Origin of the sequence: Streptomyces sp. NPDC001513, from assembly GCF_042894695.1 — a bacterium.
Taxonomy (GTDB): domain Bacteria; phylum Actinomycetota; class Actinomycetes; order Streptomycetales; family Streptomycetaceae; genus Streptomyces.
The window spans coordinates 132151-157559 of sequence record NZ_JBIAVU010000020.1; the positions used below are offsets into that span (position 1 = coordinate 132151).

21 protein-coding genes are annotated in these 25409 nt (G+C 70.2%); 14 read left to right on the forward strand and 7 right to left on the reverse strand.

Features of this window, described 5'->3' with window-relative positions:
- The first annotated feature begins 86 nt into the window (after positions 1–86).
- The 3 genes from ACFYZ4_RS35780 to ACFYZ4_RS35790 all read left to right on the forward strand — a co-directional run bounded on the left by ACFYZ4_RS35780 (position 87) and on the right by ACFYZ4_RS35790 (position 2002).
- On the forward strand, positions 87–437 hold the full coding sequence (locus ACFYZ4_RS35780; protein WP_351289144.1) for a prepilin-type N-terminal cleavage/methylation domain-containing protein: 351 nt from the start codon (positions 87–89) through the stop codon (positions 435–437).
- A 156-nt stretch (positions 438–593) separates the two neighbouring features.
- Positions 594–1391 (forward strand): prepilin peptidase, encoded by a 798-nt coding sequence (locus tag ACFYZ4_RS35785; RefSeq protein WP_390785925.1) that lies wholly within the window; start codon positions 594–596, stop codon positions 1389–1391.
- 56 nt (positions 1392–1447) lie between these two features.
- Entirely contained in the window at positions 1448–2002 is a 555-nt protein-coding gene (locus tag ACFYZ4_RS35790) for a PadR family transcriptional regulator (RefSeq protein WP_390785942.1), read from the forward strand.
- A 188-nt stretch (positions 2003–2190) separates the two neighbouring features.
- On the opposite strand, the gene ACFYZ4_RS35795 is transcribed toward ACFYZ4_RS35790, so the two are convergent.
- Both ACFYZ4_RS35795 and ACFYZ4_RS35800 read right to left on the reverse strand, forming a co-directional pair.
- Positions 2191–4179, reverse strand: a complete 1989-nt coding sequence (locus ACFYZ4_RS35795; protein ID WP_390785926.1) for an FG-GAP-like repeat-containing protein — start codon at positions 4177–4179, stop codon at positions 2191–2193.
- 201 nt (positions 4180–4380) lie between these two features.
- Positions 4381–5610 (reverse strand): hypothetical protein, encoded by a 1230-nt coding sequence (locus ACFYZ4_RS35800; protein ID WP_390785927.1) that lies wholly within the window; start codon positions 5608–5610, stop codon positions 4381–4383.
- A gap of 288 nt (positions 5611–5898) precedes the next feature.
- On the opposite strand from ACFYZ4_RS35800, the gene ACFYZ4_RS35805 reads away from it, so the two are divergent.
- The 5 genes from ACFYZ4_RS35805 to ACFYZ4_RS35825 all read left to right on the forward strand — a co-directional run bounded on the left by ACFYZ4_RS35805 (position 5899) and on the right by ACFYZ4_RS35825 (position 12590).
- Entirely contained in the window at positions 5899–6543 is a 645-nt protein-coding gene (locus tag ACFYZ4_RS35805; protein WP_390785928.1) for a hypothetical protein, read from the forward strand.
- 68 nt (positions 6544–6611) lie between these two features.
- Positions 6612–8180, forward strand: a complete 1569-nt coding sequence (locus tag ACFYZ4_RS35810) for a prepilin-type N-terminal cleavage/methylation domain-containing protein (RefSeq protein WP_390785929.1) — start codon at positions 6612–6614, stop codon at positions 8178–8180.
- A gap of 4 nt (positions 8181–8184) precedes the next feature.
- Positions 8185–8571 carry a hypothetical protein gene (locus ACFYZ4_RS35815; protein ID WP_390785930.1) on the forward strand — a complete coding sequence of 129 codons (387 nt, stop codon included), beginning with the start codon at positions 8185–8187 and terminating at the stop codon, positions 8569–8571.
- Between the two features lie 162 nt (positions 8572–8733).
- Entirely contained in the window at positions 8734–12087 is a 3354-nt protein-coding gene (locus ACFYZ4_RS35820; protein WP_351302451.1) for a CHAT domain-containing protein, read from the forward strand.
- Positions 12084–12590, forward strand: coding sequence for a hypothetical protein (locus tag ACFYZ4_RS35825; protein ID WP_351590866.1), 507 nt, complete (start codon positions 12084–12086; stop codon positions 12588–12590). Before ACFYZ4_RS35820 ends, ACFYZ4_RS35825 begins: the two co-directional genes overlap by 4 nt.
- 863 nt (positions 12591–13453) lie before the next feature.
- Here the strand turns inward: ACFYZ4_RS35825 and ACFYZ4_RS35830 are convergent.
- Positions 13454–14296, reverse strand: coding sequence for a response regulator transcription factor (locus ACFYZ4_RS35830; protein WP_351302445.1), 843 nt, complete (start codon positions 14294–14296; stop codon positions 13454–13456).
- 274 nt (positions 14297–14570) lie between these two features.
- Here ACFYZ4_RS35830 and ACFYZ4_RS35835 point away from each other — a divergent pair, with 274 nt between their 5' ends.
- Positions 14571–15782, forward strand: a complete 1212-nt coding sequence (locus ACFYZ4_RS35835; protein ID WP_390785931.1) for a sensor histidine kinase — start codon at positions 14571–14573, stop codon at positions 15780–15782.
- Positions 15779–16447: a response regulator gene (locus tag ACFYZ4_RS35840; RefSeq protein ID WP_390785932.1), complete on the forward strand. Its 669-nt coding sequence runs from the start codon at positions 15779–15781 to the stop codon at positions 16445–16447. The genes ACFYZ4_RS35835 and ACFYZ4_RS35840 overlap by 4 nt, the downstream gene beginning before the upstream one ends.
- Before the next feature lie 91 nt (positions 16448–16538).
- Here ACFYZ4_RS35840 and ACFYZ4_RS35845 read toward each other — a convergent pair whose 3' ends face one another.
- From ACFYZ4_RS35845 to pip, 4 genes are all read right to left on the reverse strand, one after another.
- Positions 16539–17000, reverse strand: coding sequence for a GntR family transcriptional regulator (locus ACFYZ4_RS35845; protein ID WP_351304920.1), 462 nt, complete (start codon positions 16998–17000; stop codon positions 16539–16541).
- A gap of 71 nt (positions 17001–17071) precedes the next feature.
- Positions 17072–18031, reverse strand: a complete 960-nt coding sequence (locus ACFYZ4_RS35850; protein ID WP_390785933.1) for an alpha/beta hydrolase — start codon at positions 18029–18031, stop codon at positions 17072–17074.
- Positions 18032–18141: 110 nt separating this feature from the next.
- The gene (locus ACFYZ4_RS35855) at positions 18142–18444 is read right to left on the reverse strand and encodes a hypothetical protein (RefSeq protein ID WP_390785934.1); all 303 of its coding nucleotides are present in this window, start codon (positions 18442–18444) and stop codon (positions 18142–18144) included.
- Between the two features lie 743 nt (positions 18445–19187).
- Entirely contained in the window at positions 19188–20150 is a 963-nt protein-coding gene (gene pip / locus ACFYZ4_RS35860) for a prolyl aminopeptidase (protein WP_390785935.1), read from the reverse strand.
- 352 nt (positions 20151–20502) lie between these two features.
- Between pip and ACFYZ4_RS35865 the strand changes: the two genes are divergently transcribed.
- The 4 genes from ACFYZ4_RS35865 to ACFYZ4_RS35880 all read left to right on the forward strand — a co-directional run bounded on the left by ACFYZ4_RS35865 (position 20503) and on the right by ACFYZ4_RS35880 (position 25244).
- Complete coding sequence (locus tag ACFYZ4_RS35865; RefSeq protein ID WP_390785936.1) at positions 20503–20736, forward strand: hypothetical protein; 234 nt, start codon at positions 20503–20505, stop codon at positions 20734–20736.
- 147 nt (positions 20737–20883) lie between these two features.
- Positions 20884–22353 carry an NF041680 family putative transposase gene (locus ACFYZ4_RS35870; RefSeq protein WP_390785937.1) on the forward strand — a complete coding sequence of 490 codons (1470 nt, stop codon included), beginning with the start codon at positions 20884–20886 and terminating at the stop codon, positions 22351–22353.
- 586 nt (positions 22354–22939) lie between these two features.
- Complete coding sequence (locus tag ACFYZ4_RS35875) at positions 22940–23440, forward strand: hypothetical protein (RefSeq protein WP_390785938.1); 501 nt, start codon at positions 22940–22942, stop codon at positions 23438–23440.
- Between the two features lie 157 nt (positions 23441–23597).
- The gene (locus tag ACFYZ4_RS35880; protein WP_390785939.1) at positions 23598–25244 is read left to right on the forward strand and encodes a PKD domain-containing protein; all 1647 of its coding nucleotides are present in this window, start codon (positions 23598–23600) and stop codon (positions 25242–25244) included.
- Positions 25245–25409: the final 165 nt, after the last annotated feature.

A 25409-nucleotide genomic window follows, 5' to 3' on the forward strand; every position in this document is an offset into this window, starting at 1 on the left:
CTGTTACTAGCACGCGGTTCCGTTGAACCGGTGGCCGTAGATGGAGAAAGATGTCCACATACCTGCAAGGCAAGTTGCGCCGGCGAATGCGCGCACCGAACGAGACGGCGGAAGCCGGCTTCACGCTCATCGAGCTTCTCGTGGTCATCGTGATCCTCGGCGTCCTGTCCGCCATCGTCGTCTTCTCCGTCCGCGGCATCAACGACAAGGGCCAGGGTTCGGCGTGCAAGACCGACAAGTCCACGATCCAGACCGCGGAAGAGGCGTACTTCGCCAGTGACAACCGCGGCGCGTACGGCACCATGGACCAGCTGGTGACCGGCGGGTTCCTGTCCAGTGCTTCCGTCTGGTACGAGGTCACCCTGAGCGGCAACACGTACACCGTCACGCCGAAGGCGTTCCCGGCCGGCCAGACGAACCCCTGCAACGCCATCTGATACGGGGGAGTCCTCGCCAGGTGGCATCGCAAGCGCCACCTGGCGAACCGTCGGCGGCGGCCTGAGGCATCGCCGAATCGTCGCAGCTTACGTACCGGTATTGACTGATACGCGCGGTACGGCACCATTGCGGCCATGCCAGCCATATTTATCGTAATGATCGGTCTATTGGGGCTCGAGGTGGGGTCGTTCCTCAACGTCGCCGTCTCCCGTGTGCCGGCCGGCCGCTCGGTCGTGCGGCCCCGCTCCGCCTGCCCGCGCTGCGCCACGCCGATCGCGGCCCGGGACAACATCCCCGTCGTGTCCTGGCTCCTGCTGGGCCGGCGCTGCCGCGCCTGCCGGGTTCCGATCCCCGCGCGCTACCCGCTCATCGAAGCGCTCACCGCGCTCCTGTTCGTCGCCGAGGCCCTGCGCTTCGGCCGGTCGGAAGTGCTACCGGCCGCACTCGTCTTCACCGCAGGGCTGCTGGCGCTGGCCGCCTGCGACGCCGAACGGTTCCTGCTCCCCCGGCGGCTGATCTACCCCACTCTCGGGCTCACCGCCGCTTGTCTGCTCGCGGCCGCGGCGGCCACCGGCCAGTGGGATCGGCTCGGCGTGACCGCGGCATGCGGAGTGGGCGGGTTCGCCGTCTTCTTCGCCCTGCACTGGGTGCGGCCCGCCTGGCTCGGATTCGGCGACGTGCGCCTGGCCGGCCTGCTCGGCACCGGGCTGGGCTGGCTCGGTCCGTGGTACCTCGTCTTCGCGCTGCTGGCCGGCAGCGTCGCCGGGTTGCTGGTGGGCATCGCGCTCATGGCGGCGGGGCGGGCGACCCGCCACACCCGCCTCCCGTTCGGCGTGTTCCTCGCCGCCGGTGCCATCGCCGCCCTTCTCGTCGGCGCGCCTGTCGTCCACTGGTACGAGAGGGTGAGCGACCTGTACGCGACGGCCGCGCCGCTCGCAATGGTCCGCCACTGACCATCCGGGCTCGGTCGACATCGCCAACACCACCGACGATCCTTACCCTGGTGAGCATGAAGCAACCTGATCTTGATCTGCCGCTCGCCGAGTGGATTGTGCTCGCCGTCATGGCCGAACGACCCAGCCATGGCTTCGCCGTCGCCGCCCTCACCGCGGAGGGCGTAGAAATCGGTGAGTTCTGGTACATCTCGCGCCCCATGGTCTACCGGTCGATCACGCGGCTGGCCGAGCGCGGACTGATCACGCCGGTCGGCGCCGAGGAAAGCAATCGCGGACCGCAGCGCATGATCTACGCCGCCACCCGCTCGGCGAAGACGACGGTCAGCCGGTGGCTCGGCGAACCCGTGACCGACCTGTTCGACGTCCGCGCCGACCTCACGTGCAAGCTTCTGCTGCTCCGGCGTCGCGCCACCAGCCCGACTCGCCTGGTCGAGCGTCAACGGGTCGTCATCGACGAGATCGAAGAGTCGCTGCGCGCCAAGGAGCACGCCGGCGACCACCTCACCCGCGCGATCTACGCCTGGCGGCTGGAACACGTCCGCGCCGCGCGCCGGTTCCTCGACGCCGTCGACGTCGACTCGACGCAGTCGGCCGTCAAGACCGGCTGACGTCACGTTCGTGTCGTCCTCCCCTCGGCGTCCACGTCACCGCCGCGCGCGTGCAGGCAAGACGGGCTCGGCGATCGCATCATCGCGATCGCCGAGCCCGCGACGCATGTCAGCGCCTCTGCGCCTCTGCGCCTCTGCGCCTCTGTGCCTCAGCGCCTCATGGGCAGCCGCCGGAACCGGCTCGTCGGCTACGGCACCTCGACGATGGTCTCGCAGGACCCGCCGGCCGCGATCGAATCCGTGCCCGGGAGCGTAGGACCGCCGTTGGCGTCTCCGGCGCAGAGGTCCGCGCCGCTACCGCCGGAGAGGGTGTCGCTGTCGGCGCCACCCACCACGGTGTCGTTGCCGTTGCCACCGGAGAGCGCGTCATTGCCGGACCCGCCCTTGACGGCGTCGGTGCCGTCACCGCCGCTGACGGCGTCGTTGCCGTCACCGCCGTCGACGTGGTCGTTCCCGCTGCCGGCCGACACGGCGTCGCCGCCGCCGAACGTGCAGATCGTGTCGTTGCCGCCGTTCCCGCTGACGGCGTCGTTCCCGTTGCCGGTCACGATCACGTCGGAGCCGCTGGTGCCGTTCACGATCCCGTTGCCGGTGATCGTGGCGGCGAGACCGTTGCAGCCGGCCGAGACGTTGATGGTCACGGTCGCGATGTTCGAGTCGACCGTGCCGTCGGTCGCCTTGTACGTGAAGCTGTCGCTTCCGACGTAGCCGCTGCCGGGCTGGTAGCCGAACGAGCCGTCAGGGTTGAGCGTCAGGGTGCCGTGCGTCGGCCCGGTCACGAGCGCCGCCGTCAGCGTGTTGCCGTCGGGATCCGTGTCGTTGCCGAGGACACCGGGAGCGCCGACGACGAGCGGAGTGTCCGCCCCGACGTGGTGGTACGACTCGTTCGCGGCCGTCGGCGTCCGGTTCGTCGCGTTGAGCAGCACCGAGGCGTCCTTGACGAACGTCGCCGAGCTGTTGAGGTTGGCCGTGACGACATCGGGACGCCCGTCGCCGTTGAGGTCGGCCACCGCCGTGGCCTGCGGGGTGCTGCCGCCGTTCAGCCCGAATACGAGCGGGCTGCCGAAGGCACCCGTGCCGTCGCCCTCGAAGGCGGCGACCTCGTGCGTGGTGGAGCTGGAGACGACCAGGTCGACGTGGCCGTCGCCGTTCAGGTCGGACACCGAGGCGGAGGTGAGGTTCGCCCCCGCCGACAGGAGGCTCGCGGCGGCGAACCCGCCCGCGCCGTCGCCGAGCAGGACGGCGGCGCGCCCCGGGGTGCCGGGTGCCACGACGACGGCGTCCTGCTTGCCGTCCTCGTTGACATCGGCGAGCTTGACCTTGGACGGCAGCGTCATGCCGGCCGAGACGCTCGACGCCGTGCCGAAGCCCCCGTCTCCATCACCGAGCAGCACGGAGAGCGTGCCGGCCGATGAGTTCGACGTGACGAGGTCCAGATGGCCGTCACCGTTGAGATCGGCGGCCGCGATGCCCTGCGGGCCGGTGCCGCCGTTCAGTCCGAACCGTGTCGCCGCGCCGAACGTACCGTCGCCGTTGCCGAGCACCGTCGCGACGTTGTTCGTGTTCGCGTTGGAGGTCGCGAGGTCCGGCTTGCCGTCCTCGTCGAAGTCGCCCACGGCGACGCCGGTCGGGAAGCGCACGACGCACGGGTTGTCGCCCGTGGTGTCGCACCCGGGCGTCGGGTTGAGTTGCACCGCCGCTCCGGCGCCGAGGGCGCCCGATCCGTCGCCGAGCCAGACCAGAGCGACGTTGCCGCGCGCGTCCTGGCTGATGACGTCCTTGTGGCCGTCGCCGTTGACGTCCTGGATCACTGCCGAGCCGAGGAAGAGGCTCGTCGAGGTCAGCGGCGCCGCGTACTTCGTCACGGCGCCGAAGCTGCCGCCGCCCGAACCGAGGAACACGCCGAGGCCCTCGGTGCGGATCGCCGTCACGAGGTCCGGCGTCCCGTCGTTGTCGAGATCGCCGATCGCGACGGCGGAGCTGCCGCGGCCGTTGTCGTCGAGGTTCGCCGCGGTACCGAAGCCGGTCGTGTTGGCGCCGGTCGCCGAGGCCGGGGTGGCGGCCATCACGACGGTCGCCACCGCGAAGACGAGCGCCGGAATTCGGCGTCGCCGACGGCGCGTGACCGCGGCGGAGTGGCCGTCCGGCGTGAGGTGCCGACGTGGTGATCTGTGCATGGGTGAGGACCCTCCTAAGGGCCTGGTGAACGGGAAGGGGGGACGCGCTTCGGCAGGGTGGCCGTCGGGTGATCGACCCCGCTAGTCAGCGATTGACAACTGCGGCGGCAGTGGGCCCGGCGACGAGGACCGGCGGGCCGGACCGTCGGCGGACGATGTTCGTGCCCGGCCGACGATCCGTTGCCCGGTGTTCCGGATCGCCTAGTAGCCGTAGGCGGCGAGGGTCCCCTGGATGGTGGAGTCGAAGTCCCAGTCGTTGGTGAACAGGTCGCTCCAGACGGCCGCCGCGCCGGCGTTTCCGCCGTTCAGGGCGACGCCGTACTGCTCGATGGCTCCGTAGCCGGAGTACGCGCTGGGATTGACCTCGGTCCACGTGTTGGGGTCATTGCCCGTGGTGCCGTTCAGCGAACTCGACGTCCAGCTCACGTTCATGACGTTCGACTTCGCGACCAGACCGAGCTGGGTGTTTCCGCCGGCGTTCGCGGTCACCGCACCGCGCACCTGGCTGATGCCCGACTCCAGGCGCACCTTGCACGCCGTGCCCGCGCTGTCGCACGCGCTTCCCCGGAAGACGTTCTGGCCCGGCCCGCTGTCGGTCCACGTGAACCCGTTCTGTACCAGCGCCTGCTTGGACGCGGCACCGAACGGTGCGGAAGCCGGGTCGGCGACCGCGATCCGGTTCCCGCTCGTCCCGAGCCAGCTCACCACACCCGGGATCGTCGTGGGCGCGCCGCCGGAGACCGGCGAGGCGTCACAGCGAGGCGACTGGGCCTTGCCGTTGCCACTGCCATTGGCGTCCGCGCCGAACGCCAGCGGCGGACTGCCGGCGTTGGACGGGTCATCGCCCTTGGTCGAGCCCGCCCAGCTGCCGTTACAGCTGTAGATCGCCAGGCGCCCGATGGCCACAAGATGCCTGCTGTCGACATCGCCGTTGCACTCGACGCTCCCGCTCGCCGTGCACGTCCCGCCATCCGAAGTCGGGATGACCGCGTCCACGTTGGTCGCGTCCGCCGACAGGAACGCGTCGATGTGCAACGGCCCGTTGACGCAGTTGTTCGAGGAAGAGGGGTTGCACGTGGTGTAGGGGCCGGCGCTCTTCAGCTGCTGGCGCAGGTTGCCCGACGTGATCCCGCGCATCGTCGACGTATCGATCGCCGGCTTGTTCCAGAACCCGCCGACCTGCGATGCGGCGTTCGCCGTGAACGGCGTGAACGACTTGAGCGTCGCGATGTACCCCTTCATGTCCTTCAGGGCGGGATACATGTTGTTCGCGACACCGACCTCCGAGTTCGTCGTTGCCGACGCTGCCGGCGCCGTGGCGGTGATCAGCGCCGTCGCGATGGCACCCACCGCGAACGCGTTCCGTACCCGGCGCATCGCGGTGCGGACGGAGTGCGGACCGCTTCGAGCGCGGCTGGATCCTCTTTGCATGTGCTACTCCTAGTCGATCTGGTGGGCGGCGGCTGCCGGACGGGCACTCTGCTGGTGGGATCAGGAAAATGCCGAAAACTCATGGGCATCTGCGAGGTTTCCGGCATGAAGGTGCCGCACGCGCCTAGATGGTGCTCACGAGGGGCCGCAGTAGTCAATCGTTGACAACCACGCCCGCCGTGGATGTAATGCACGTATCCAGACTGCAACGGGCCTGGTGCGCAAGTGTCGTCGGTCCGCTGCGGGACGCAGAGAAGGGGCTGACGGCACGATGGGCAGAGGCGTGGTATGGCAGTGTTGAGCAGACTGTCGGGCTCGCGCGCGATCAGGCGGGGTGCGTTGGTACTCGCGGTGGTCGCGGTGGCGCTGGGCGTTGTGGTGTTCATGCGCGGTGGGTCGGATACGGCCGCCCAAGCCCAGCGGCCCGAGCGCGAGTTGTGCACACCGGGCACCCAGCGCAGCGTGCTCTGCCCGAACAACAAGGTGTTCGACGCGAAGGAATACGCCACTCACGGCGACGCCTTCGAGTGCATCAACTTCGCCCATCAGGCGGATGCCCAGGCGGTGCTGCGGGCCGACCCCGGCGATCCGAACCGCCTTGACGACGGAGGCGGCGTCGCGTGTCGCGGATTGCCGGAACCGCGCGACACCAAAGCGGTTCCCCAGATCGCGCAGCAGTTCAAGTGCGGTCCTGGCGACACGCGTAGCGGGCTCTGCCCGCAGCCGGATCGAGCCTTCGACGCCCGCTACTTCCTGCGCTACGCCAATGACGCCTACGACTGCCCGGACTTCGCCAGCCAGGCTGACGCGCAGGCCGTCCTGCGCTTCGCGCCGACCGACCCGAACCGCCTTGACGGCGAAGGGAAGGGCATCGCGTGCCCCGACCTGCCGGGACCCAAGGACGTCAAGCCCGTGCGACGGGGGACACCGTGACGCGGCAAGAGCTCGCGCGTGTGCACGGACCGGACGTGATCCATCGATCGAAGGAAGCCCCGACTGTCATGACACCGGATCATCGCCTGTTCCCCTTGCGCGCCAGACGCCAGGACGGCTTCACGCTCATCGAGTTGCTCGTGGTCATCGTGATCCTGGGCGTCCTCGCGGCCATCGTGGTCTTCTCCGTCAGGGGGATCGGCGACAAGGGCCGCAAGAACGCGGTCGCCGCGGACGCGGCCACCCTGCGAACAGCGGAAGAGTCCTACTGCGCGAAGCACGGACACTACGGGACGGTCGATGATCTGAAAGCCGACGGGCTGCTGACCGGCGAACCGGTTTACAACATGGTGGCGGTCGGCCAGGAGAACAAGTGCGGTCGAGGCGAGAAGTCGTCGTTCACGCTGTACGGCACCTCACCGGCGGAACGCGCGGCGGGCGCGATCCGGGTGGACGCGGATCCGACCGACCTCGCGGTCGATGAGAAGGCCAACCGCGTGTACGTCGTGTCGAGCAGCCGCAACACCGTGACCGTGATCGACGGCAAGACCGACGAACCGATAGGCGCTCCGATCAACGTCTCCGGCGGTGTGTCGAACCCGACCCGGATCGCGGTCAACTCCGGCACCGGGCAGGTCTACGTCGGGGGTGCGGGCAGCGTCGCGGTCATCGACACGGCCAACGGCAACCAAGTGACCCGCGTCGACTTCGCGGCGACCGTCAGCGGCCTGGCCGTCTCTCCCGAGAACGGCGACGTCTACGTCGGCGGTGGTACCGGAAACGCCTCGGCGGTCGCTTACATCGCGGCCGGCAGCTCGTCGGCGACGCCGATCCCCCTGCCCGCTGTGGGACTCGTGAGCGCCGCCTCGGGCATGGACTTCTCCTTTGACGCCGCGCGTCACGCGGTGTACTTCGCGAAGCAGGGTACCGGCCTCGGCGCGAGCCCAAACATCGGCCTCTTCACCATCTCGACGCAGACCCATGTGGCCAGGGTCGTAGCGGAGTTCCCGACGAAGTCCGGCTGCAGCAGCAGCTACGGACACCTCACGCCCGGCTCCGCTCGTGGCACGACGGCCGTCGATCCGAACCGCAACTTCGTCTACCTCCTTGCCAGTAAGTGCGTTCAGGACCCGACGAATTCCAACGGGGTGAGAACAGTCGGCACAACGATGGTCATCAACCCCGTCGACGGTAGTTCAACGGCGATCGACGAATTGCCGGGATCCAATTTCGGTCCCCTCTACGCGGTCTACAGCTCCTCGGCAGCCTCGGTCTACGTCTTCTCCACCGGCCCGGCCGTACAGGGATGCGGAACTTCCGGGGGCCGCATCAGCCGAGTCGAAGGGAAGGCGTTCACGCAACAGGCGTCGGCCTGCGCGATCTCAGGTGCCGCCGCGAACCCGGCGCACAGGCTCACCGTGCTGAAGAACTTCAACAGGGTCTTCGTCGCGCAACTGATGACGGTGGACGCGCCGGGCGGCCTCGGGGTGACCGACGGCACCACAATGCTGCCGCAGGCCCCGCTCGGCACGTCTCTCCAGTTCGGCTCGCTGGCCGTGAACAACACCACGGCGAAGCTGTACGCGCTCGACCCGAAGAACGAAAAGGTCGAGGTGTTCCGGATGGGATCGGCCTAGGACCATGCCAGACCAATCACGCAACATCCACAAGGGCCCGGATCACCGGCTACGGCCGGGTCGTCGTACCGCCATCGCGGCGGTCAGCGTGATCGCGGCGATCACGCTGACCGCGTGCGCCGGCAATGAACCCCCGAAGCACACGTTCGACGTCGCTCCGTACGTGCACAAGGGGCATGTGGTCGACTGCGACGCGTTCAAGGCCCAGGCCGACGCGCAAGCGGTGCTGAGAGCGGACGCACTCGACCCGAACGGACTCGACCGGGACGGCAACGGCATCGCGTGCCCGAACCTCCCCGAGCCGACGGACAAGAAGCCGGTCCACCGCGACTTCATGACCGACGTGGACGGGGCGCCGATCATCGAGCCGATCGAGCCGCCGCCGACGTAGCAACAGTGGAAGCAGGCCTGACCGCGGGCCGGGCGGACCTTCCTTCACCGTCGACGGAGGTCCGCTTGCCACGATCGGGTGACAGGGTGCGTGAGGCCGGTTCCCGCAACGACGGGGCCCTAGCCTGGTCGTCGATCCACTTCCATGCGAAGGATTCGTACGATGCGGCTGCGCGGCCGGGAGCGGTTCCGGCACTACGAGGACATCCAGGCCCAACCCACAGACCTGCACGACCGCTGGTGGCGTGCGGTCCGGCTGGCCGGTGCCGCCGCACCGCTGCTGATCGTGATCTGGTCGGGTCGGCCGGACCTCGGGGCGGACTCCGACGCCCTGCGGTTGCTCCTCGGCGTGCTCATCCTGGTGCGTGCGGGAACCGGCGAACGGCGCATGCGCGCGATCAGCCGGGCGACGAGGCGCCGACGCTGCCGCACCGAGGCCACGCTGCTGTTGACGGGGACAGGGCTCGCGGCGCTGCTACCGCCGGGCGGAGCGGCTCCCGCAGTGGGGGAGGTGGTTCTGTGCGCGGTGGCCGCCGCCGCGGTCACCGTCTTCGGCTGCCTGTGCGAGTTCCGGACATGGCCGCAGGTTCGGGGAGAGTCGTCCCCCTGGGTCCGGGGCTTCGGGCGCCTCCGGGCCTGGTTCTGCTACGGCTGGACCCCGGCGGTGGCCGCCGTGGTCCAGCCGGACGCGGGCCTCCTCCTGCCTGCGGCGACGGCCATGACCGTCCTGGAGATCGGCTTCGCCCTCATCGCGTTGCGGACCGGCGACTGGGCGTTGCGCGCGGATGCCGCGGTCGCGCTCCTGACGACGCGGATCGCCCGCGACCGTTTCCCCCTCGGCCTCTACGCGATCGCCCGCGAGCGGTGGTGGGAAACGACGACACGTCCACCGCACCAGCCCGACCTGGCGCTGTGGGAACTGTGGCTGCGCCACCGTGAACTGCTGTCCTCCCGCAAGGGGTACGGCCTGGTACCGATGCTCTGGCAGCCCGTGAGCGCCGTTCCCACCTCGGAGGAGGAGCCGTGGATCAGCGCCGCCGAGGCGTCCGCCGAGTCACTGCGCTGGCTCCTCCACCAGCCCATCGGACTGGACTCCACCCGGCACCGGGAACTGACGACCACGGCGCGGATCGTCACGGCGATGACCGCGATGGTCCGGGCGGAAGCGAGCTGTTCCTCCGGGGAGTTCGACTACGCGCTCCGCAACCGCCGCTACGCCGCCGAGTTGTACACCGCCGCCGGCCTCGACGGCAACGCGGCAGCCGCCCGTTGCCTCGCTGCCGACGTGCTGCTCTTCGACCTGCAACGGCCGCAGGAAGCCCGACACGAACTGGAACAGGTCGCCACCCGGCCGAATCCGCCCAGGGCGGTGGCCTGTCTGGCCCTGGTGCTGAAGGCAGCGGCAGGCGACAGGGCGGCCGGCCCGGCCGCCGCCCGCATGATGCCGCTCGACCTGCGGTCCGCCAGAGGACTGTTCGACGAGCTGCCGACATGGCTGCCGTTCGGCAGCCGTCATCACCAGGAGATCGCGTTCGTGCGGTTGGTCGAGCAGCGCTTCGCCGGCATCGCCGACACGCTCGGTCCGAATCTCCCCGCCCAGGCCCGGGCACGCAGCATGCACAGCACGTTCCTGGACCGCTACGAGATGCCCGCCGCACATGATCTGCGGCAGGCGCTGCAGCGCGCGCGGGAGTGCCAGGAGACGGGAACCCCCGCCGCACGGGGGCTCGCCGAAGAGGTGGCCGCCGCCGCCCGGTCCATCGGCGACCTGCCGCACGAGGCGGAGGCCCATCGGCTGCTGGCCCGGCTCGCCGAGACCGAGCGCCGCTGGGCGGACCTCACCGCCGAACTGCTGGCCGTCGTGGACCTCGTAGAGCGACTTCGGGAACGCGTCAGTGACGGCGACACCCGGATCGACCTGGATGTCACTCCTGCCTGCGCGCAGCTGATCGAGCTCGTCGTCGAAGGCCGGGCGTCCCCCCTCACGCCGGCCGACGCCGTCGAGCTGGCCGAACGCAGTCGGTCCCGGCTGCTGCTGGAGGTGTTCGGCTCCTCCGTATCCCCTGAACTGCCGCTGCGGCTGACGCGGTTGCGCGACAGGGAACGCGGGATGGAGCAAGGACGCGTACGAGAGGGTGTCCTCCCACGCCCGGACCGTTCCGCCTTCGCGCACGGGGACATCCATCCCGCCCATCAGCGACGGTACCGCGCGGCCCGCGAAGCGGTCTGGGCGGAACTGGAGGCGTCCGGGCCGCTCGGCGCGGCCTACGTCAGACACCGCCGTGGAGCACCCGCCACCTTCCGGGAACTGCGCGCGGTGCTGCCGCCGGGCGTGGTGCTCTGTGAACTCGTCCGCCGCGGCTCGCGGATGCTGGTGCTGGTGGTGCGCGCCGACCGGCCGGCGCCGGCGGTCTTCGCGGTGCCGCTGGACGAGGACCCGCACCTGCTGCCTCTGCCCCCACCGGACGGTCCGGCCCGTTGGGGGGAACCCTTGCAGCCCCTTCTGCGGGCGGTGGCCGAGCACTCCGCACCCGGAGAGACCTTGTGGCTGGTGCCCGACGGGCCCCTGCACGGTCTGCCCCTGCACGCGGTGGAGGTGGACGGGGTCCCGCTCGGCGAGCGCAATCCGCTCTGCGTCACCCCCAGTGCCTCGCTGCTGCGGCATCGGCTCGGCGGGGACCGGGAACCAGGCGTCCGGCGGGCACTGATCATGGCCGACCCGGACGGCGACCTGCCGCACGCTCGGGCCGAAGCCCATCTCGTCGGAGCCCTCCTGCCCCGGGCCGAGGTACACACCGGCGATTCCGCGACCCGCCGCCGACTGCTGGAGCGACTCGGCGCGGAGCCGTACGACGTACTCCACCTCGCCTGCCACTACGGCTTCGACCGGGAACAGCCCTCCGGGTCGGCGGTCCGTCTGGCCGACGGGCGGCTGACCGTCGAGGACTTCCTCTCCGTACGGCTCGACGCCTCCCTCGTCGTCGTGAGCGGATGCGAGACCGGAGGCCAGCAATACCGGAAGGGCAACGAGCTGATCGGCCTCACCCGGGCACTGCTGCACGCCGGGGCCAGAGCGGTGATCGTCAGCCAGTGGGCGGTCAACGACGTCTCCACCGCATTGCTGATGGCCGCCTTCTACCGGGAGCTCGGCCGGGGCCGCCCCGTCGGAGCGGCTTTGTCGGCGGCACGGAGCGGTGTGCGCACGATGAGCTTCGGTGACGCCGTCACGCAGTGCGAGCGGCTCCGGGACCTCCCGGCGAACCGGCCGATCGCCGTCCGGCTGGGGCACGACCTCGCCCAACTGCGCCTGCGGGCCGGTGACACGGCAGGGGCCGCGCAGGAGATCGGGAGACTGCTGCCCGACACCGGTCTCGGCAGCGAAGAACGCCGTGCCCTGACCGACTTGAAGCGGCAGGTCCGATTCCAGCACGGTCGGCTGAGCTGCGACTACTCGCTGCCCGCCTTCGCCTCCCCGTTCTTCTGGGCCCCGTTCACCCTGGTAGGAGACTGGCGATGACACTCGGCGAACTGATCCTGGCTCCCGTCACCCCGCTGAACGAAGCGGTGGCGGACGGTGGCTACGTCATGACCGTGGACGAGGAGGGCCGGCCCACCGCTCTCGGCAGACTGGACGACGCGGATGCGGGCCTTCCACCCGCCGTGCTGCTGCCCGCGCCGATGACCATGTCGGCGTTGTGCACCGGCAGCGCGCTCGACCTGCTGGCCCTCAACCCGTACGGTGCGCTGGTCCAGGACCGCGGTCGCACGCTGGGCGTGCTGGAACGGCACACCGTCTCCTCGTACCTGGTCACCCTGTCGGCTCGGGGCACACTGCGCAGCGACACCCCGTCGCCCTCGGACGCCGTTCTCGCCGGTACCTACGCCACCCCCGTCGCGCGGGTCGTCTGCCACTGCGGCCGGCTCACCACCCTGACCGCCTACGACCCCGACTTCCCACCGGTGTGTCCCGGCCCGGTACCGGAGGCCGCGCCGCATCCGCTGGCCATCAGGGCGGAGTGAGCGATGTTCACGACGACGCTGGGCGAGGCAGCCCAGTTCGCGGGCCGCCGGTTCGTCCGCGTCGTGCTGCTGCCCAGCCTGGTCTTCTGCTCCCTGCTGGCCGTCGTCGCGCTGGTCGCCGGAGAGCAGTCTCCCGGCGCCGTTCTGCGTACCTGGAAATCCCAACCCGTCGAGGTCAAGGCACTGCTGGTGGGAGGCTTCCTGACCGCCGTCCTGCTCGTCTCCGCCCTCTTGGACTCGGCCCAGTCCGCCCTGCTGAGGTGGGCGGAAGGGTACTGGGGCCGGATCGCGGACCGGTCGCTCGGCCGGTTCGGACGCCGCTGCCACCGGCTGCGGCTGCTGAGGTGCGCCGACGGACCGGCGCAGTACCTCTACCCGCCGGGATCACGACCGCACGAGGTGATGCCGACCCGCCTGGGGAACATTCTCAAGGCCGCGGAGCTGTACCCGCAGCTGCGCTACGGAATCGATGCCGTACTCGTGTGGCCGCGTCTGTTCCCACTGCTCCCGGGCGGGTTGCCCGGCGCACTGACGACGGCGCGGGCAGAGCTGTCCGCGCTCCTGGTACGCGCCGTCCTCTCCGGTGCCTTCGCCGCGCTCGCGGCTGGCTATGTGGCGGCCCGGGGCGGCCCGCCCGCCCTGCTGCTGTGCTGCCTTTGGGGCGGCGTCCTGCTGGCCTGGGCGTCCTACCGGGGCGCTCTGAACGCCGCGCTGGTGTACGGGCAGCACGTTCGGGTGGCCTTCGATCTGCACCGCAGCGATCTCCTGGACGCGCTCGGCGAGGAGCGGCGCCCCGGTCCGGACGCGGAGCGGGAACGCTGGCAGCGGATCTGTCTGTTCTGGCACCGGGGCGTTCCCCCGCATCACGAGATCCCGCCGGCCGAGAGCCCGCGGACGGCTCCCGGCGTTCCGGACGTTCCGGACGCGCAGACGGGATCCGGCATCTCGCTGACGCAGTTGAGCATGGCGATGGCTGCCGCTGCCGGACTGGTGGGGGTCCTGACCCCGTACGTCTGACGCCCGGGTCCCGGCCCACCGGTCGCGACGAACTTGTAGCCGGCCCCCCGTACCGTGACGATGCTCGCCTGCCGGAAGGGTCTGTCGATCTTGCGGCGCAAGGTGCTGATGTAGACCTCCACGACGTTCACCTGCCGTGGCGATTGCTTTTCCCAGACCCGCTCGATGATCTGGGGCTTGGTGACCACCCGCTCGGCCTCGCGGGTCAGGCAGGCGAGAACACCGAATTCCTTCGCGGTCAGCTCGATCTCCGTGTCTCCCCGCCACACCCTCATGGAGACCGGGTCGACCCGCAGATCGCCCACCTGCCAGCCCGCCGACGCGTGCTGTCCCCTCCGGCGCAGCAGGGCCCGCAGCCGGGCGACGAGCACCAGGAACGCGAACGGCTTCACGAGGTAGTCATCGGCGCCGCTCTCCAGTCCCTCGGCGATGTCGTGCTCACCGTCCTTGGCCGTGAGGATCAGGACCGGGGTGGTCCGGCCCGCGGCGCGGATCCGCGAGCACACCTCGTAGCCGTTCAGCCCGGCCAGCAGGACGTCGAGCACGATCACGTCGTGGTCGCCGTCCAGCGCCCGCCGGAGTCCCGAGCGCCCGTCGGGGGCCCATTCCGTGTGGAACCCCTCCCTCGCCAGATCCTGCCGCAGCGCATGGGCGAAACGGGCACGGCTTTCGATCAGGAGGAGGCGCACGGAATGTCCCTTCGGGGTGGGGCTGACTTCACCGCTTTGCAGGGGCAACAAGCTAGAGGGGAATCGATGCCCGCCGGGCCCCGCTCTCCCGATCGGAGGCTTTCGCCCACCTTTTGTGGCCTTAGGTGAACGCGTCGGCGACCCATGTTGACGAAAGTGAATACCGGGCGATGGCAATCCGGATGGTGTGGCGTGCGTCACTGATTGGTCTAGTCCTTTCTGGTATGTTCTGCCGTTCTTCTGGTGGAATAGAACGAACTGAACAAGGATCTTTGTGGCCGCTCTCGCCTCTCCCGACGCCTTCGAGCGCTGGTACGCCAAGCTCATGGCCCCGATCGGCCGGACCTGGCTGCTGTGGAGCGACCTGTTGATCGTCACGGTCGTGGCGGTCGGTTCGCTGGCCAGTGCTCTGGACCCGGACACGGGACTGGTCCCCGGGACCCTGCCCGGCGTCGCGGTCGCGGCCGTCGTGTCGGCCGGCTTCCTGTGGCGTCGCCGAGCGCCCCTGATGGTCGCCGTGCTCGCCGCGGGCGGCCTGGTCGTCGAAGGGTCGCGGGTTCCGGTCTTCCTCGCCCTGTACTGCCTGGCCCGGGACCAGAGCCGCCACCGGACCGTCGTGATCGGCCTCGCCTGGGCCGGCTTCACCTTCCTCAAGGCGCTGTTGCCCGGCCACGTGGGCATCACCCTCGTCGGCCAGTTCGCGTGTGCCGCCCTCTATGCCGTCTTCCCGGTGGTCTTCGGGCTGGGTTCACGGGCGTACGAGCGCACGCTCGCGGCCCTGGGCGAGGAACGGGAGCGGCGGGCCGAGCGGACGCGCACCGAGGAACGGCTCCGGCTGGCCCGGGAGATGCACGACGTGCTGGGCCATCGCATCGCGCTCATGGCCATGCACGCCGGCGCGATCGAGGCCGCGGGAGGCGCGCGCCCCGAGGGCCGGCTGCTCGCCCGGGCCATGGGCGACACCGCGAGGGCTGCCATGAGCGACCTGCGGCAGGTGGTGGGCACGCTCCGGGACGGTGAGGGCTCGGTGGTGGCGGGCCGCCGGCTGGGCGACCTCGACCGCCTGGTCGAGGAGGCGCGGTCGGCCGGCCTCCCGGTCGCGTACGAGGTGCGTCCCGTGGGCCAGGTCCCTTCGGAGGTCGCGCTGACCGTCTACCGGACGGTCCAGGAGGCGCTGACCAACACCGTCAAGCATGCGCCCGGGGCCCGTACGACGGTCCGGGTGGGCCGCGAGGGCCCTTGTCTGTCGGTGCGGGTGACCAACGCCCCGGCCCCCGGCGGGACTCCGGCAGGGTCCCCCGATGCCGGCGGGGGCTTCGGCGCGACCGGACTGCGCGAACGCGTCTCCCTGCTGCGTGGCACGTTCGCCGCCGGTCCCACCGCGGGCGGCGGCTGGGAAGTCTCCGCGACGCTGCCCGTCGAAGGCGACCCCCGTGTCCTGCCGCCCCGCGTCGGACAGGGCCTGACCGAAGGATCGGCACCGTGATCCGCGTGATCGTGGCGGACGACGAGCCCCTGATGCGGTTCGCTCTGCGCACCCTGCTGGAGAGCCAGGACGACATCGTTGTTATCGCTGAGGCCCGCGACGGCACCGAGCTACTGGAGCAGGCCCGCGAAGGGCGGCCCGACATCGTGCTGACCGACCTGCGGATGCCGGGCATGGACGGCATCGCGGCGACCCGGCGGCTCATGGAGCTTCCCGGACCGCCCGCCGTCCTGGTGCTGACCACCTTCGACACCGAGGACGGCATCGCCCGCGCCCTCACGGCCGGAGCCACGGGCTACCTGCTCAAGGACGCTCCTCCCGAGCAGGTCATGGCCGCCGTACGACTCGTTGCGTCCGGAGCCGCCGCGCTCGCTCCCGGCCCGGCCGCCCGGCTGGCCAGGACGGCTGCCGGGGGAGGATCCGTGAGCCGTACGGTCGCCGCCCCCGAGTCGTCCCGGAGGTTGGCCGGTCTGAGCGAACAGCAGCAGGAGCTCCTGCGCCGCCTGGGCGCCGGCCTGTCCAATGCGGAGATCGCCCGGTCGATGCACCTGTCCGAGGGGACGGTCAAGGCCTACGTGTCGCGGCTCATGGCCGTGCTGGAAGTAGACAACCGCACCCAGGCCGCGATCCTCGCCCACCAGGCGGGTCTGACCGGCATGAGCTGACGCGACCGGTGGCCGCACCCTCCTGGTGCGCGGCGCCGAAGAGGCGGGCCCGAACCGCCCGGCCTCTGCGCCGGGCGGTTCGGGCCCGCCTCTACTTCTGCGTCGGGGCTGTCTGTTCGAGGACGTACGTGCCGTGCCGGGCTGCCCCCAGGAGCAGCCCCTCCCGGACCAGCAGCCGAACGGCCTTGCCGACCGTGTCCACACTGACCCGGTACTCCGTGGCGAGGTCCGGCCGGTTGGGCAGACGGCCGGTGAGACTTCCGTTCAGGATGCGGGCCCGCAGGAGGGCGGCGACGCGCTCCGGCATGGAACGGGCGTCCGGGGTCATCGGCACGGCGTGCGGGGAGCCCTGGGCCCGCAGGCGCGTGCACAGGGCCCGGCGCACGAACTGGGCCGTGGGACGCGGAACGCGGTACCGCCGGGCGATCTCGTCGGCCGACGGAACCGCCGCGAGAGTGTCGGGCCCTCCCAGCCGGCACATCAAGTCCTCTGCCAGGAGCTGGTACCGGGGTTGCTGCGGCTGCTCTCGCTCGCCGTGGTGAGCTGCGGTCATCAGAAACGGATCGCCTTGCGGAACGGGGGGGCCTGGACGGCCTCCTGGCCGGCCGGGACGGCCCCTACGGCCTAGGTGAGCGGCGCGGTGGCGAGGCCGGCGGGCGGCTCGTGAGCCGGGACGGGCCGGGGCGGCGGGGTGAACAGCGCACGGTGCAGCGCGCGGATGCGGTCCTCCCGCATCCGCAGGGCGACCGCCGCCCCGGGGACCGAGGCGCAGCCGTGGAACGTGCCGGGGTAGTGGTGGAGTTCGGCGGAGACCCCGGACCGGATGAGTCGTTCGGCGTAGGCGATGCCCTCGTCGCGGGCCGGGTCGAACTCGCACACGGAGAGGTGGGTCGGCGGCAGCCCGGCCAGGTCGTCGGCGCGGCCCGGTGCGGCGTACGGCGAGACATGGGGGCCGCCCGCGGCGGCGCCGACGTAGTGGAACCACATGTTGGCCGCCTGGACGCGGTCGAGCACGGGTGTGTCCACGAACAGCTCGGCGGAGGGGGACGCGAGCCGGTCGTCCAGCAGAGGGTCGGCCAGCAGCTGGAAGCAGGGGCGCACGCCCGTGCGCTCCCGGGCGAGCAGGCAGAGGGACGCCGCGATGCCCGCGCCCGCGTCCTCGCCCACGACGGCGATCCGGTGGGGGTCGATGCCCAGCGACTCGCCTTGTGTGGAGAGCCAGTACAGGACGGCGTGGGCGTCCATGAGGGCGTGGGGGTAGGGGTGTTGGGGAGCCAGCCGGTAGGCGACGTTGACGACGACGACGCCGAGCGCCGTGGCGGTCCAGACGCATTCGTCATGGCCGGTCTCGAGGTCGCCGGTGACGAAGCCGCCGCCGTGGAAGTAGAGCACGGCGGGCGCCGCCGCCCAGGGATCCGCGGGGCGGACGGGTGCGTACACGCGGACGGGAACGGCGGGGGCGCCGACGGGTCCCGGTACGTCGACCTCCGCGATCCACAGATCCTCGGGAACGGATCGCAACGGCTGCTGGTACTGGGCCTGGCGCACCTGCTCCCGGGCGCTGTCGGGATCGCTGTGGTCCACCGGCGAGAGCATGGCGGCCCAGGCCGCGAGTTCCCGGTCGTAGGCGTAGATGATCGGATGTCCTTTCGGGGGAGATGGGGAGCCGGGGCTCGCGGGCTGCGGCCGGCGCGTCAGACGGGACCGTCCGCCGACTGCGTCCGCTGCATGGTGCTCCACCCCGTCGCGGCCGTCGCCATGGTGCTCGAACGGGCATGCGGCAGCCCTTCGTACCCATGTGCCGGCTCCGCGGTGACGGCGCCTGAAGGCGGCGTCCCGGGTGCGAAGGGAGCCCAGGCCGCCTCCTGCTGCGGGCGGCGGCGTCCGGAGCCGAGTACGGATGAGGCCGCGAGGGTCCGACCGAGCGCGAAGGCACGGGACGCCTCGGCGGCGGACATGTGCCGCCGGCTGCCTGCTGCGGCGGATCGAGACACCATGGCAGTCCCCTTTGGTGAGGTTCGGTAGCGTGCATCCCGAATATGCCTGCGCATGTGGCCCGTCGGGCCTCCCGCTGAAGGCTGCTTCAGCAGAAAGCCCCGCCGTCCGCCGCCGGGCGGACCCCGCACCCCTAGGCCGTCTCTTTCGGATCTTGCTCCCCCAGCTACCGCTGGGAGGTGCCCCCAGACCCGCGTCGTCTGGCACCGCACCTCGCCGCGTTGTCGGGGCGCCCAAGTATGTCCAGTACTCGGGCGCCCCTCCGCCTTGCGATGAGGGCACTGAGCGGTCTCGGTGCTGTGCGGGGATGAGCTTGAAGCCCTTCTGGCCAGGGTCGCGGCGGGTGGCCTCGACGTCGATTCCGAGGATGGCACCGTGGTCGATCGTCTTGGTGCGGTAGCCGGTGTCGGCCCAGGCCTTGGTGATTCGGGGGTGAGCCTTGGCGATGCACGAGAGCAGGTGGATGCCACCGGTGTTGTCGGAGACGCTGGCGGCGGTGACCCAGACCGCGAGGAGGAGGCCGAGGGTGTCGACGCCCTGGCCGGTGGCCGGGACGTTGGCGGAGGTACAGTCACCGCCGCGAACGCCAACCGCGCCTTCCGACTCACGCACCCTCGCACGGAGCTGCACGGCCCGTCAGCATCTCATCCGCACACCACCGAAACGGATGGAGATGTCGGGCGACACGGAAGTGTCAGCGGTCGGCGACACGTGAGGTGTCGGTGACTCTCTGCGCGGTCTGGTCTCATTCCTGGCGAGCGAATCGGTCGAGTGCCTTGAGTACATGGGCGCGGGTTGTGTCGCTGCCCAGATGGCCTGCGTTGCTGACGATGGTCAGCTCGGCATCGGGCCAGGCGCGCGCGAGTTCCCATGCGGTGTCGAGAGGGCCGGCCAGGTCGAGTCTGCCGTGGACCAGTACGCCCGGGATGCCGGCCAGCCGGTGTGCGTCGCGCAGGAGCGTGCCTTCTTCCAGCCAGGCGCCGTGGGAGAAATAGTGGGAGCAGATGCGGACCAGGGCCAGTTGCGCGGTCGGCGGGCGGTCGCCGTAGGGGTTGGAGGTGCCGTTCGTTTCCCCGGACAGGACTGCGTCCTCCCAGGCGCACCAGTCGGCTGTGGCCTTCTCTCGTACTGCGGGGTCGGGATGTTCCATCAGGCGTGCGTAGGCCGCGACGATGTCACCGTCACGCGGTGTGCCGCCGGCTCCTGCCAGGAAGCGTTCCCACTGCTCGGGGAAGAACCGGCCCGCCCCGCGGTAGAGCCAGTCGATCTCGGAGCGCCGGGTGGTGGTGACCGCGGGGATGACGATCTGCGACACCCGCTCCGGGTACGTCTCGGCGTAGGCCAGGATCAGGGTGGAGCCCCACGAGCCGCCGTACAGCAGCCAGCGGTCGATACCCAGATGCTCCCGCAGCCGCTCCATGTCGGCGATCAGGTGCCGGGTGGTGTTGTGCCGCATGTCGGTCGTGGGTTCGCTCGCATTGGGGGTGCTGCGGCCACAGCCGCGCTGGTCGAACAGGACGACCCGGTAGCGGTCCGGGTCGAAGTACCGGCGTGCCCCGGTCCCGCATCCTGATCCTGGACCGCCGTGGACGACGAGTGCGGGTTTGCCGTCCGGGTTGCCGCAGACCTCCCAGTACACGAGGTTGCCGTCGCCGACGTCGAGCATCCCCTTCTCGTACGGCTCGACCGGTGGGTACAGTTCGCTCATTTTTCGGATCTCCTGGCAGCTCAGCGTGGACAAGGCCTTGTAGTAGACAACACGGCCGAGGTGACTCCGGCACCTGCACGATCGGCGGGGCTGGGCTCTCGGTCAGCGCCTACTGACACGCCTCATGTGGCTGACCACTGACAGCTCGTGCCGTTGGCCACTGACGTTCTGGTGTCGTCCGTCAGAAGAACGGGCCGCAGCCCCGGCAATCCATATGCCCAAGATCCACAGCGACGCCCCCTGTCATGAACGGCTCAGGAACAGGTACTTACCTTGTTCTTTAACCTCTGGGCCGTTGGCCGGCTCCTGAATTGGGTCGAGGTGACGTCGGGCTGCGTGGGACCATCTCGGCATGCGCCTGATAGCTGACGGAGCCACGCCGACCTCGCGGTTGGTACTGGTGGAGGACCTCGAGACTGACAACGGCTACGCCTTCGAGCTGACGCGCCCCCTCTTCCTGGCCGCCGGTGATCGAATCGCTTTCGAAGGCGGCAGGCTTGTCGTCGTGCGGGTCAGCGGAGAGCGGCTGACGCCGGCAGGCGACTGGTCCACTCGTTGCTGGCGCAGAGCTGGACGCCATCGGTAGAAGCCGCTCAGGCTGTTCCTTGCGCCCGCCTCGAACGCCAGCACGAACATGATCACCCGGATGGGTATTCGCCGGACGTGAGGGCGGCCTTCGGCTGATCCTGCGCTCCGACCAAGGACGCACTCGACCAGCACGAAGGCCGTGGGGATGAGTCCGCTGCACCACGATGTCCAGCGGGATGCGTTCGCTGTGGCGTCACACTTCCGGGACGACTTCTACGAATGCCTGACCAGGCGGCGCGATGGCCTGTTCGAGGTCACGGACGCGCTGCTGTGCGCGGACGGGCCGGTGACCACGCCGGTGGATCTGACACTGCTGGCTGAGCACCGTCGTGGGCACGGCGCCCTGTACGCGGCCTTGAACGAGGGCCGCATCGACGCGGGCCGGCTGCGCCGGACACTGGCCCCGTTGCCCCAGCCGCAGGCCGCCGGCGAACGGCTCGTCCTGACGGTGGACGTGAGCAACTGGCTACGACCGGACGCCGAGTGCGGTGCGGACAGGCTGTTCTGCCACACCTTCGGCCGCGGCCGGGACCAGCACCTGATGATCCCCGGATGGCCGTACTCGTTCGTCGCCACCCTCGAAGCAGGGCGGACATCGTGGTGCCAGCTGCTGGACGCCGTCCGGCTGGGGCCCGAAGACGACGTCGCCGAGGCCACCGCCGCCCAGGTCCGCCGCGTGGTGGAGGACCTGATCGAGGGCGGTCGGTGGCGCCAGGGCAACCCCGACATCCCCATCGTCTTCGACGCGGGCTACGACGTCCCGCGCATGGCCTACCTCCTTGGTGGCCTGCCGGTCGAAGTCCTGGGCCGGCTGCGGTCGGACCGCGTGATGCGCAAGCCCGTCCCCCGCCCTTGGATCTGCCCGCCCCAGGGCGGGCGGCCCCCGAAGCACGGCAAGGAGTTCCGCTTCGCCAAGCAGGAGACCTGGGGCAAGCCGGACCAGGCCACCACCCAGGTCACCGACCGGTACGGTACCGCCCAGGCCATGGCATGGGACCACATCCACCCCCGCCTCACCACTCGCTCGGCCTGGATCGACCACGACGGCGAACTACCCCTCATCGAGGGCACGCTGATCCGCCTGCAAGTCGACCACCTGCCGAGCGGCGAACACCCGCTGCCCCTGTGGCTGTGGTCCTCCCAGACCGGCATGACCGGATCTGACGTCGACCTGCGCTGGCAGGCGTTCCTCCGCCGGTTCGACCTGGAACACACCTTCCGGATGATCAAGCAGACCCTCGGCTGGACCCGGCCGAAACTCCGCACCCCCGAGGCTGCGGACCGCCGGACCTGGCTGATCATCACCGCCCACACCCAGTTCCGCCTGGCCCGTCCGCTGGCCGAGGACCTCCGCCGCCCCTGGGAGAAGCCCGCCGAGCCCGGCCGACTCACCCCCGCCCGAGTCCGCCGCGGGTGCCGGAACCCCCGCGCTCACCTGCCTTGCCCAGCAGGTGCACCCAAACCGAACCGGCCAGGCCCCGGCCGGCCTCTCGGCTCGAAGAGCCAGAAGCCCGCCACCCGCTACGACGTGGGAAAAACCGTCAGACGACCCGAGACCATCATCGAACGCGACCAGGCCAGACCTGAGCGGTGGCCTGCTCTCCGGCAGGGATGAAGATGGTGGCTCCGGGACTCCGAAGTGGCCGACCGCTGGACCTGGCTCGTCCTGGCCGCGCACACCCAGCTCCGGCTCGCCCGCTCGCGCGCACGGGATCTCCGCCGGCCCCGGGAGCGGGCGGCGGAACCGAACAGACTCACTCCCGCCCGGGGCTGCTGGGGGTTCAGGAACCTCCGCGTGAAGGCTGGCATGCCGGCCCGTGCACCGAAACCGACTCGGCCCCGGCCGCCCACCCGGCCCGAAGAACCGGCGGACAACTACCCGCTATGACGTCGGACGCGTCCTCGCCACCGGCGAGTTCCACACCCGACCTGCACACCACAAGGTCGGCACGAAGCCTCGACGAACTGGATAAACGTCAAGCTCAGCAGGCGTCGGTCGGCGGCCGCGAGCGAGTGGTGTCGGGCAGACCAGCAGCATCGAGCGCGTCTGCTCCCAACACCCTCTGGAGTAGGGGAGGGGCCCACCTGAAGAGCGCCATTGGCGGCGGCAGTAAGGGGCTCTACCATCGGTCGGCGCCCATCAGATCGGCATATCGGACACCGCTACTCGGTCCCGGTCCGTCTGATCGGCAGGCGGGTCCGTGTCGTGGCTGCACACCTCTCACCTGGTGGTTTACGACAGGAACGTGGAAGTGGCCCGGCACGAGCGCCTGATCGCGGAGGGCGGCTGCCGCCTGGATCTGGACCACTACCTCGAGGCTCTGATCCGCAAGCCGGGTGCTTTCCCCGGCGCCACCGCGCTCGAAAGGGCTCGATCCGCGGGCAAGTTCACGCCGGTCCATGACGCCTGGTGGGCCGCGGCGGTCAGGGCCCACGGAGACACCGCCGGCACCAGGGCCCTGATCGAGGTGCTGCTGCTGGCCCGCCACGTCTCTCACGAGTACCTGGTCGCCGGTCTGGCGACTGCTCTGCGGGCTGGGGCCTTGACCGCAGACGCGGTCGCGCTTGAGGCCCGCAAGGTCGCCCAGGTCGAGGACGAGCCGACCGGGACGCTACGTGGGCCGGTGCCGCGGGGGAGAGGCGACGGTGACGTTTCTGCACGAGTGGGCCGGTTCGGCACCCTGCCTGGCTTGGCCCCGTGATCGAACTGTGGCCTGATCAGCCCTGGTCAGGCGTATGACGCGTCCATGCTGATCGGTACGCTGTGCAGAATTTTCCAGCTCATTCAGTCACAACGGAATTGGGGTGCCGGTGCGCAGTCGCCGACTTGTTGTCTCAGCTGCTGTTCTCGCGGTCGGCGTGGGTTTCATACCGAGCACGTCGCAGGCCGCCGGCCCGGCCACGCCCGGGGTGTCCGCACCGCCCCCGGAGGCTGCTCCCGACGGTACAACCGCCGCGGAGAGCGGAACCTTCCGCAGCCCGGGCGAGAACACGATCCGTACGGGCCTGCCCTCCGGCGCGGAGAAGGGCGGCTCGGCACAGGCTTCTGCCGACGCCTCGAACCTCGAACTCCTCATTCGGGGCGAGGTCAGGACCGCCCACAGCATCTCCTTCCTCGTCAACCTCTACCAAGGGGCGCCCGTCCCACACGAAGTCACCATTGCCTGGGGCGACGGCACGACGCACACGGCCACCGTCACCGGCGGTGAGATCCTGTACGACGTCAGACACACCTACCCCCGGCCCGGCGACTACACCATCACCGTGACCGCGACGGACGGCGTGAACCACGTCCAGGCAGTCAACCAGCTCCAGTTCTCAACAGGGGGCTCGTTCTTCGTGCCGCACGCCCCCACTCGGCTGCTCGACACCCGAGCCGGTGTGGGCGCGACGAAGGCCAAGGTCGGTGCGTACACGCCGATCAGGCTGAAGATCGCGGGCAATGCGAAGGTACCGGCCGGGGTCGCTGCGGTGGTCCTCAACGTCACAGTCACCAACACCACCGCCGCCGGGCACGTCAGCGTCTACCCCTCGGGCAGGAAGCGGCCCGAGAGCTCGAACCTGAATTATGGCACCGGACAGACCCTCCCGAACCAGGTGATCGTTCCTGTCGGCACGGACGGGTACGTCGAGCTGTACAACGGCGGCTGGAACGCGGTGGACCTGATCGCGGACGTGACCGGCTACTTCGACCGCACGGCCGCTGACGGCTACACCTCGCTGAACCCGGTCCGCTTCGTCGACACCCGCGAAGGCCTCGGCGCGGCCCGCGGTCAGGTCGCCGGACAGGGCACCTTCGGAGTCCAGATCACGGGCAGGAGCGGCATCCCTGCAGGCGCGACCGCCGTGGCGCTCAACGTGACCGTCACCAACCCAAAGCAGGAAGGCCACCTGACGGTCTTCCCAAGTGGTCAGGCAGCCCCGTCCACCTCCAGCCTGAACTTCACCGCGGGCCAGACAGTCGCCAACTCGGTCATCGTCCCCGTCGGCGCCGACGGAAAGATCAACGTCCGCAACGGCGCCTGGGCCGGAACGGACGTCATCGTCGATGTCGTGGGCTACTACGGCGCTGGCAGCAAGGCGGCCTTCACCAGTACGACGCCCGGCATCCCGGAGGGACCGTGGCGGCTGAGGGACTCCCGGCGCCTGCCCCCCGGCAGCTGGTTCTGTCTCGCCGGCGGGTACTACCCCATGAACCTGGACTCCATGAACCGCGGTGATCTCCCCATCGAGGCCTATGTCCTGAACCTCACCGTCGCCGCCACGACAGGAGCGGGCCACCTCTCGGTCGCCCCTGACCCGTACTCGATGGACGCGTACCACAACGGGCGCCCGATCCCGCCGCCCCGGCCCACCACCTCGGCCCTGAACTGGACAGCGGGCAAGGACGTCTCCAACCTGGTGCAGGCGAAGCCCGGCCCGCACGAGATCGTCGACCTCTGGAACCAGAGCACCCGGGAGGTCCACTACATCGTTGACTGGTTCGGCGAGTACGACGCCTACTGATCCGCAGGCGGGCTGCCTGAAGAGGACGCGGGAAAGAGCGTCAGGGCAAGGACTTCATCACGGCCAGGCCCTAAGGGCTGTCCCGTAATCGATCTCCACGGGGTGGACGTGCCGTCGTCCCGGAGGCCAGGTCTGCTGGCTATCCGGCCTGGAGGAGGTTGCACA

Excerpts from the sequence above, each read along its gene's own strand:
- pip (WP_390785935.1), bottom strand. The coding sequence starts at position 20,150 with ATGAGCGAACTGTACCCACCGGTCGAGCCGTACGAGAAGGGGATGCTC.
- ACFYZ4_RS35855 (WP_390785934.1), bottom strand. The coding sequence starts at position 18,444 with ATGGTGTCTCGATCCGCCGCAGCAGGCAGCCGGCGGCACATGTCCGCC.
- ACFYZ4_RS35825 (WP_351590866.1), top strand. The coding sequence starts at position 12,084 with ATGACACTCGGCGAACTGATCCTGGCTCCCGTCACCCCGCTGAACGAA.
- ACFYZ4_RS35780 (WP_351289144.1), top strand. The coding sequence starts at position 87 with ATGCGCGCACCGAACGAGACGGCGGAAGCCGGCTTCACGCTCATCGAG.
- ACFYZ4_RS35785 (WP_390785925.1), top strand. The coding sequence starts at position 594 with ATGATCGGTCTATTGGGGCTCGAGGTGGGGTCGTTCCTCAACGTCGCC.
- ACFYZ4_RS35795 (WP_390785926.1), bottom strand. The coding sequence starts at position 4,179 with ATGCACAGATCACCACGTCGGCACCTCACGCCGGACGGCCACTCCGCC.
- ACFYZ4_RS35865 (WP_390785936.1), top strand. The coding sequence starts at position 20,503 with ATGCGCCTGATAGCTGACGGAGCCACGCCGACCTCGCGGTTGGTACTG.
- ACFYZ4_RS35790 (WP_390785942.1), top strand. The coding sequence starts at position 1,448 with ATGAAGCAACCTGATCTTGATCTGCCGCTCGCCGAGTGGATTGTGCTC.
- ACFYZ4_RS35820 (WP_351302451.1), top strand. The coding sequence starts at position 8,734 with ATGCGGCTGCGCGGCCGGGAGCGGTTCCGGCACTACGAGGACATCCAG.
- ACFYZ4_RS35845 (WP_351304920.1), bottom strand. The coding sequence starts at position 17,000 with ATGACCGCAGCTCACCACGGCGAGCGAGAGCAGCCGCAGCAACCCCGG.
- ACFYZ4_RS35800 (WP_390785927.1), bottom strand. The coding sequence starts at position 5,610 with ATGCAAAGAGGATCCAGCCGCGCTCGAAGCGGTCCGCACTCCGTCCGC.
- ACFYZ4_RS35810 (WP_390785929.1), top strand. The coding sequence starts at position 6,612 with ATGACACCGGATCATCGCCTGTTCCCCTTGCGCGCCAGACGCCAGGAC.
- ACFYZ4_RS35815 (WP_390785930.1), top strand. The coding sequence starts at position 8,185 with ATGCCAGACCAATCACGCAACATCCACAAGGGCCCGGATCACCGGCTA.
- ACFYZ4_RS35805 (WP_390785928.1), top strand. The coding sequence starts at position 5,899 with ATGGCAGTGTTGAGCAGACTGTCGGGCTCGCGCGCGATCAGGCGGGGT.
- ACFYZ4_RS35870 (WP_390785937.1), top strand. The coding sequence starts at position 20,884 with ATGAGTCCGCTGCACCACGATGTCCAGCGGGATGCGTTCGCTGTGGCG.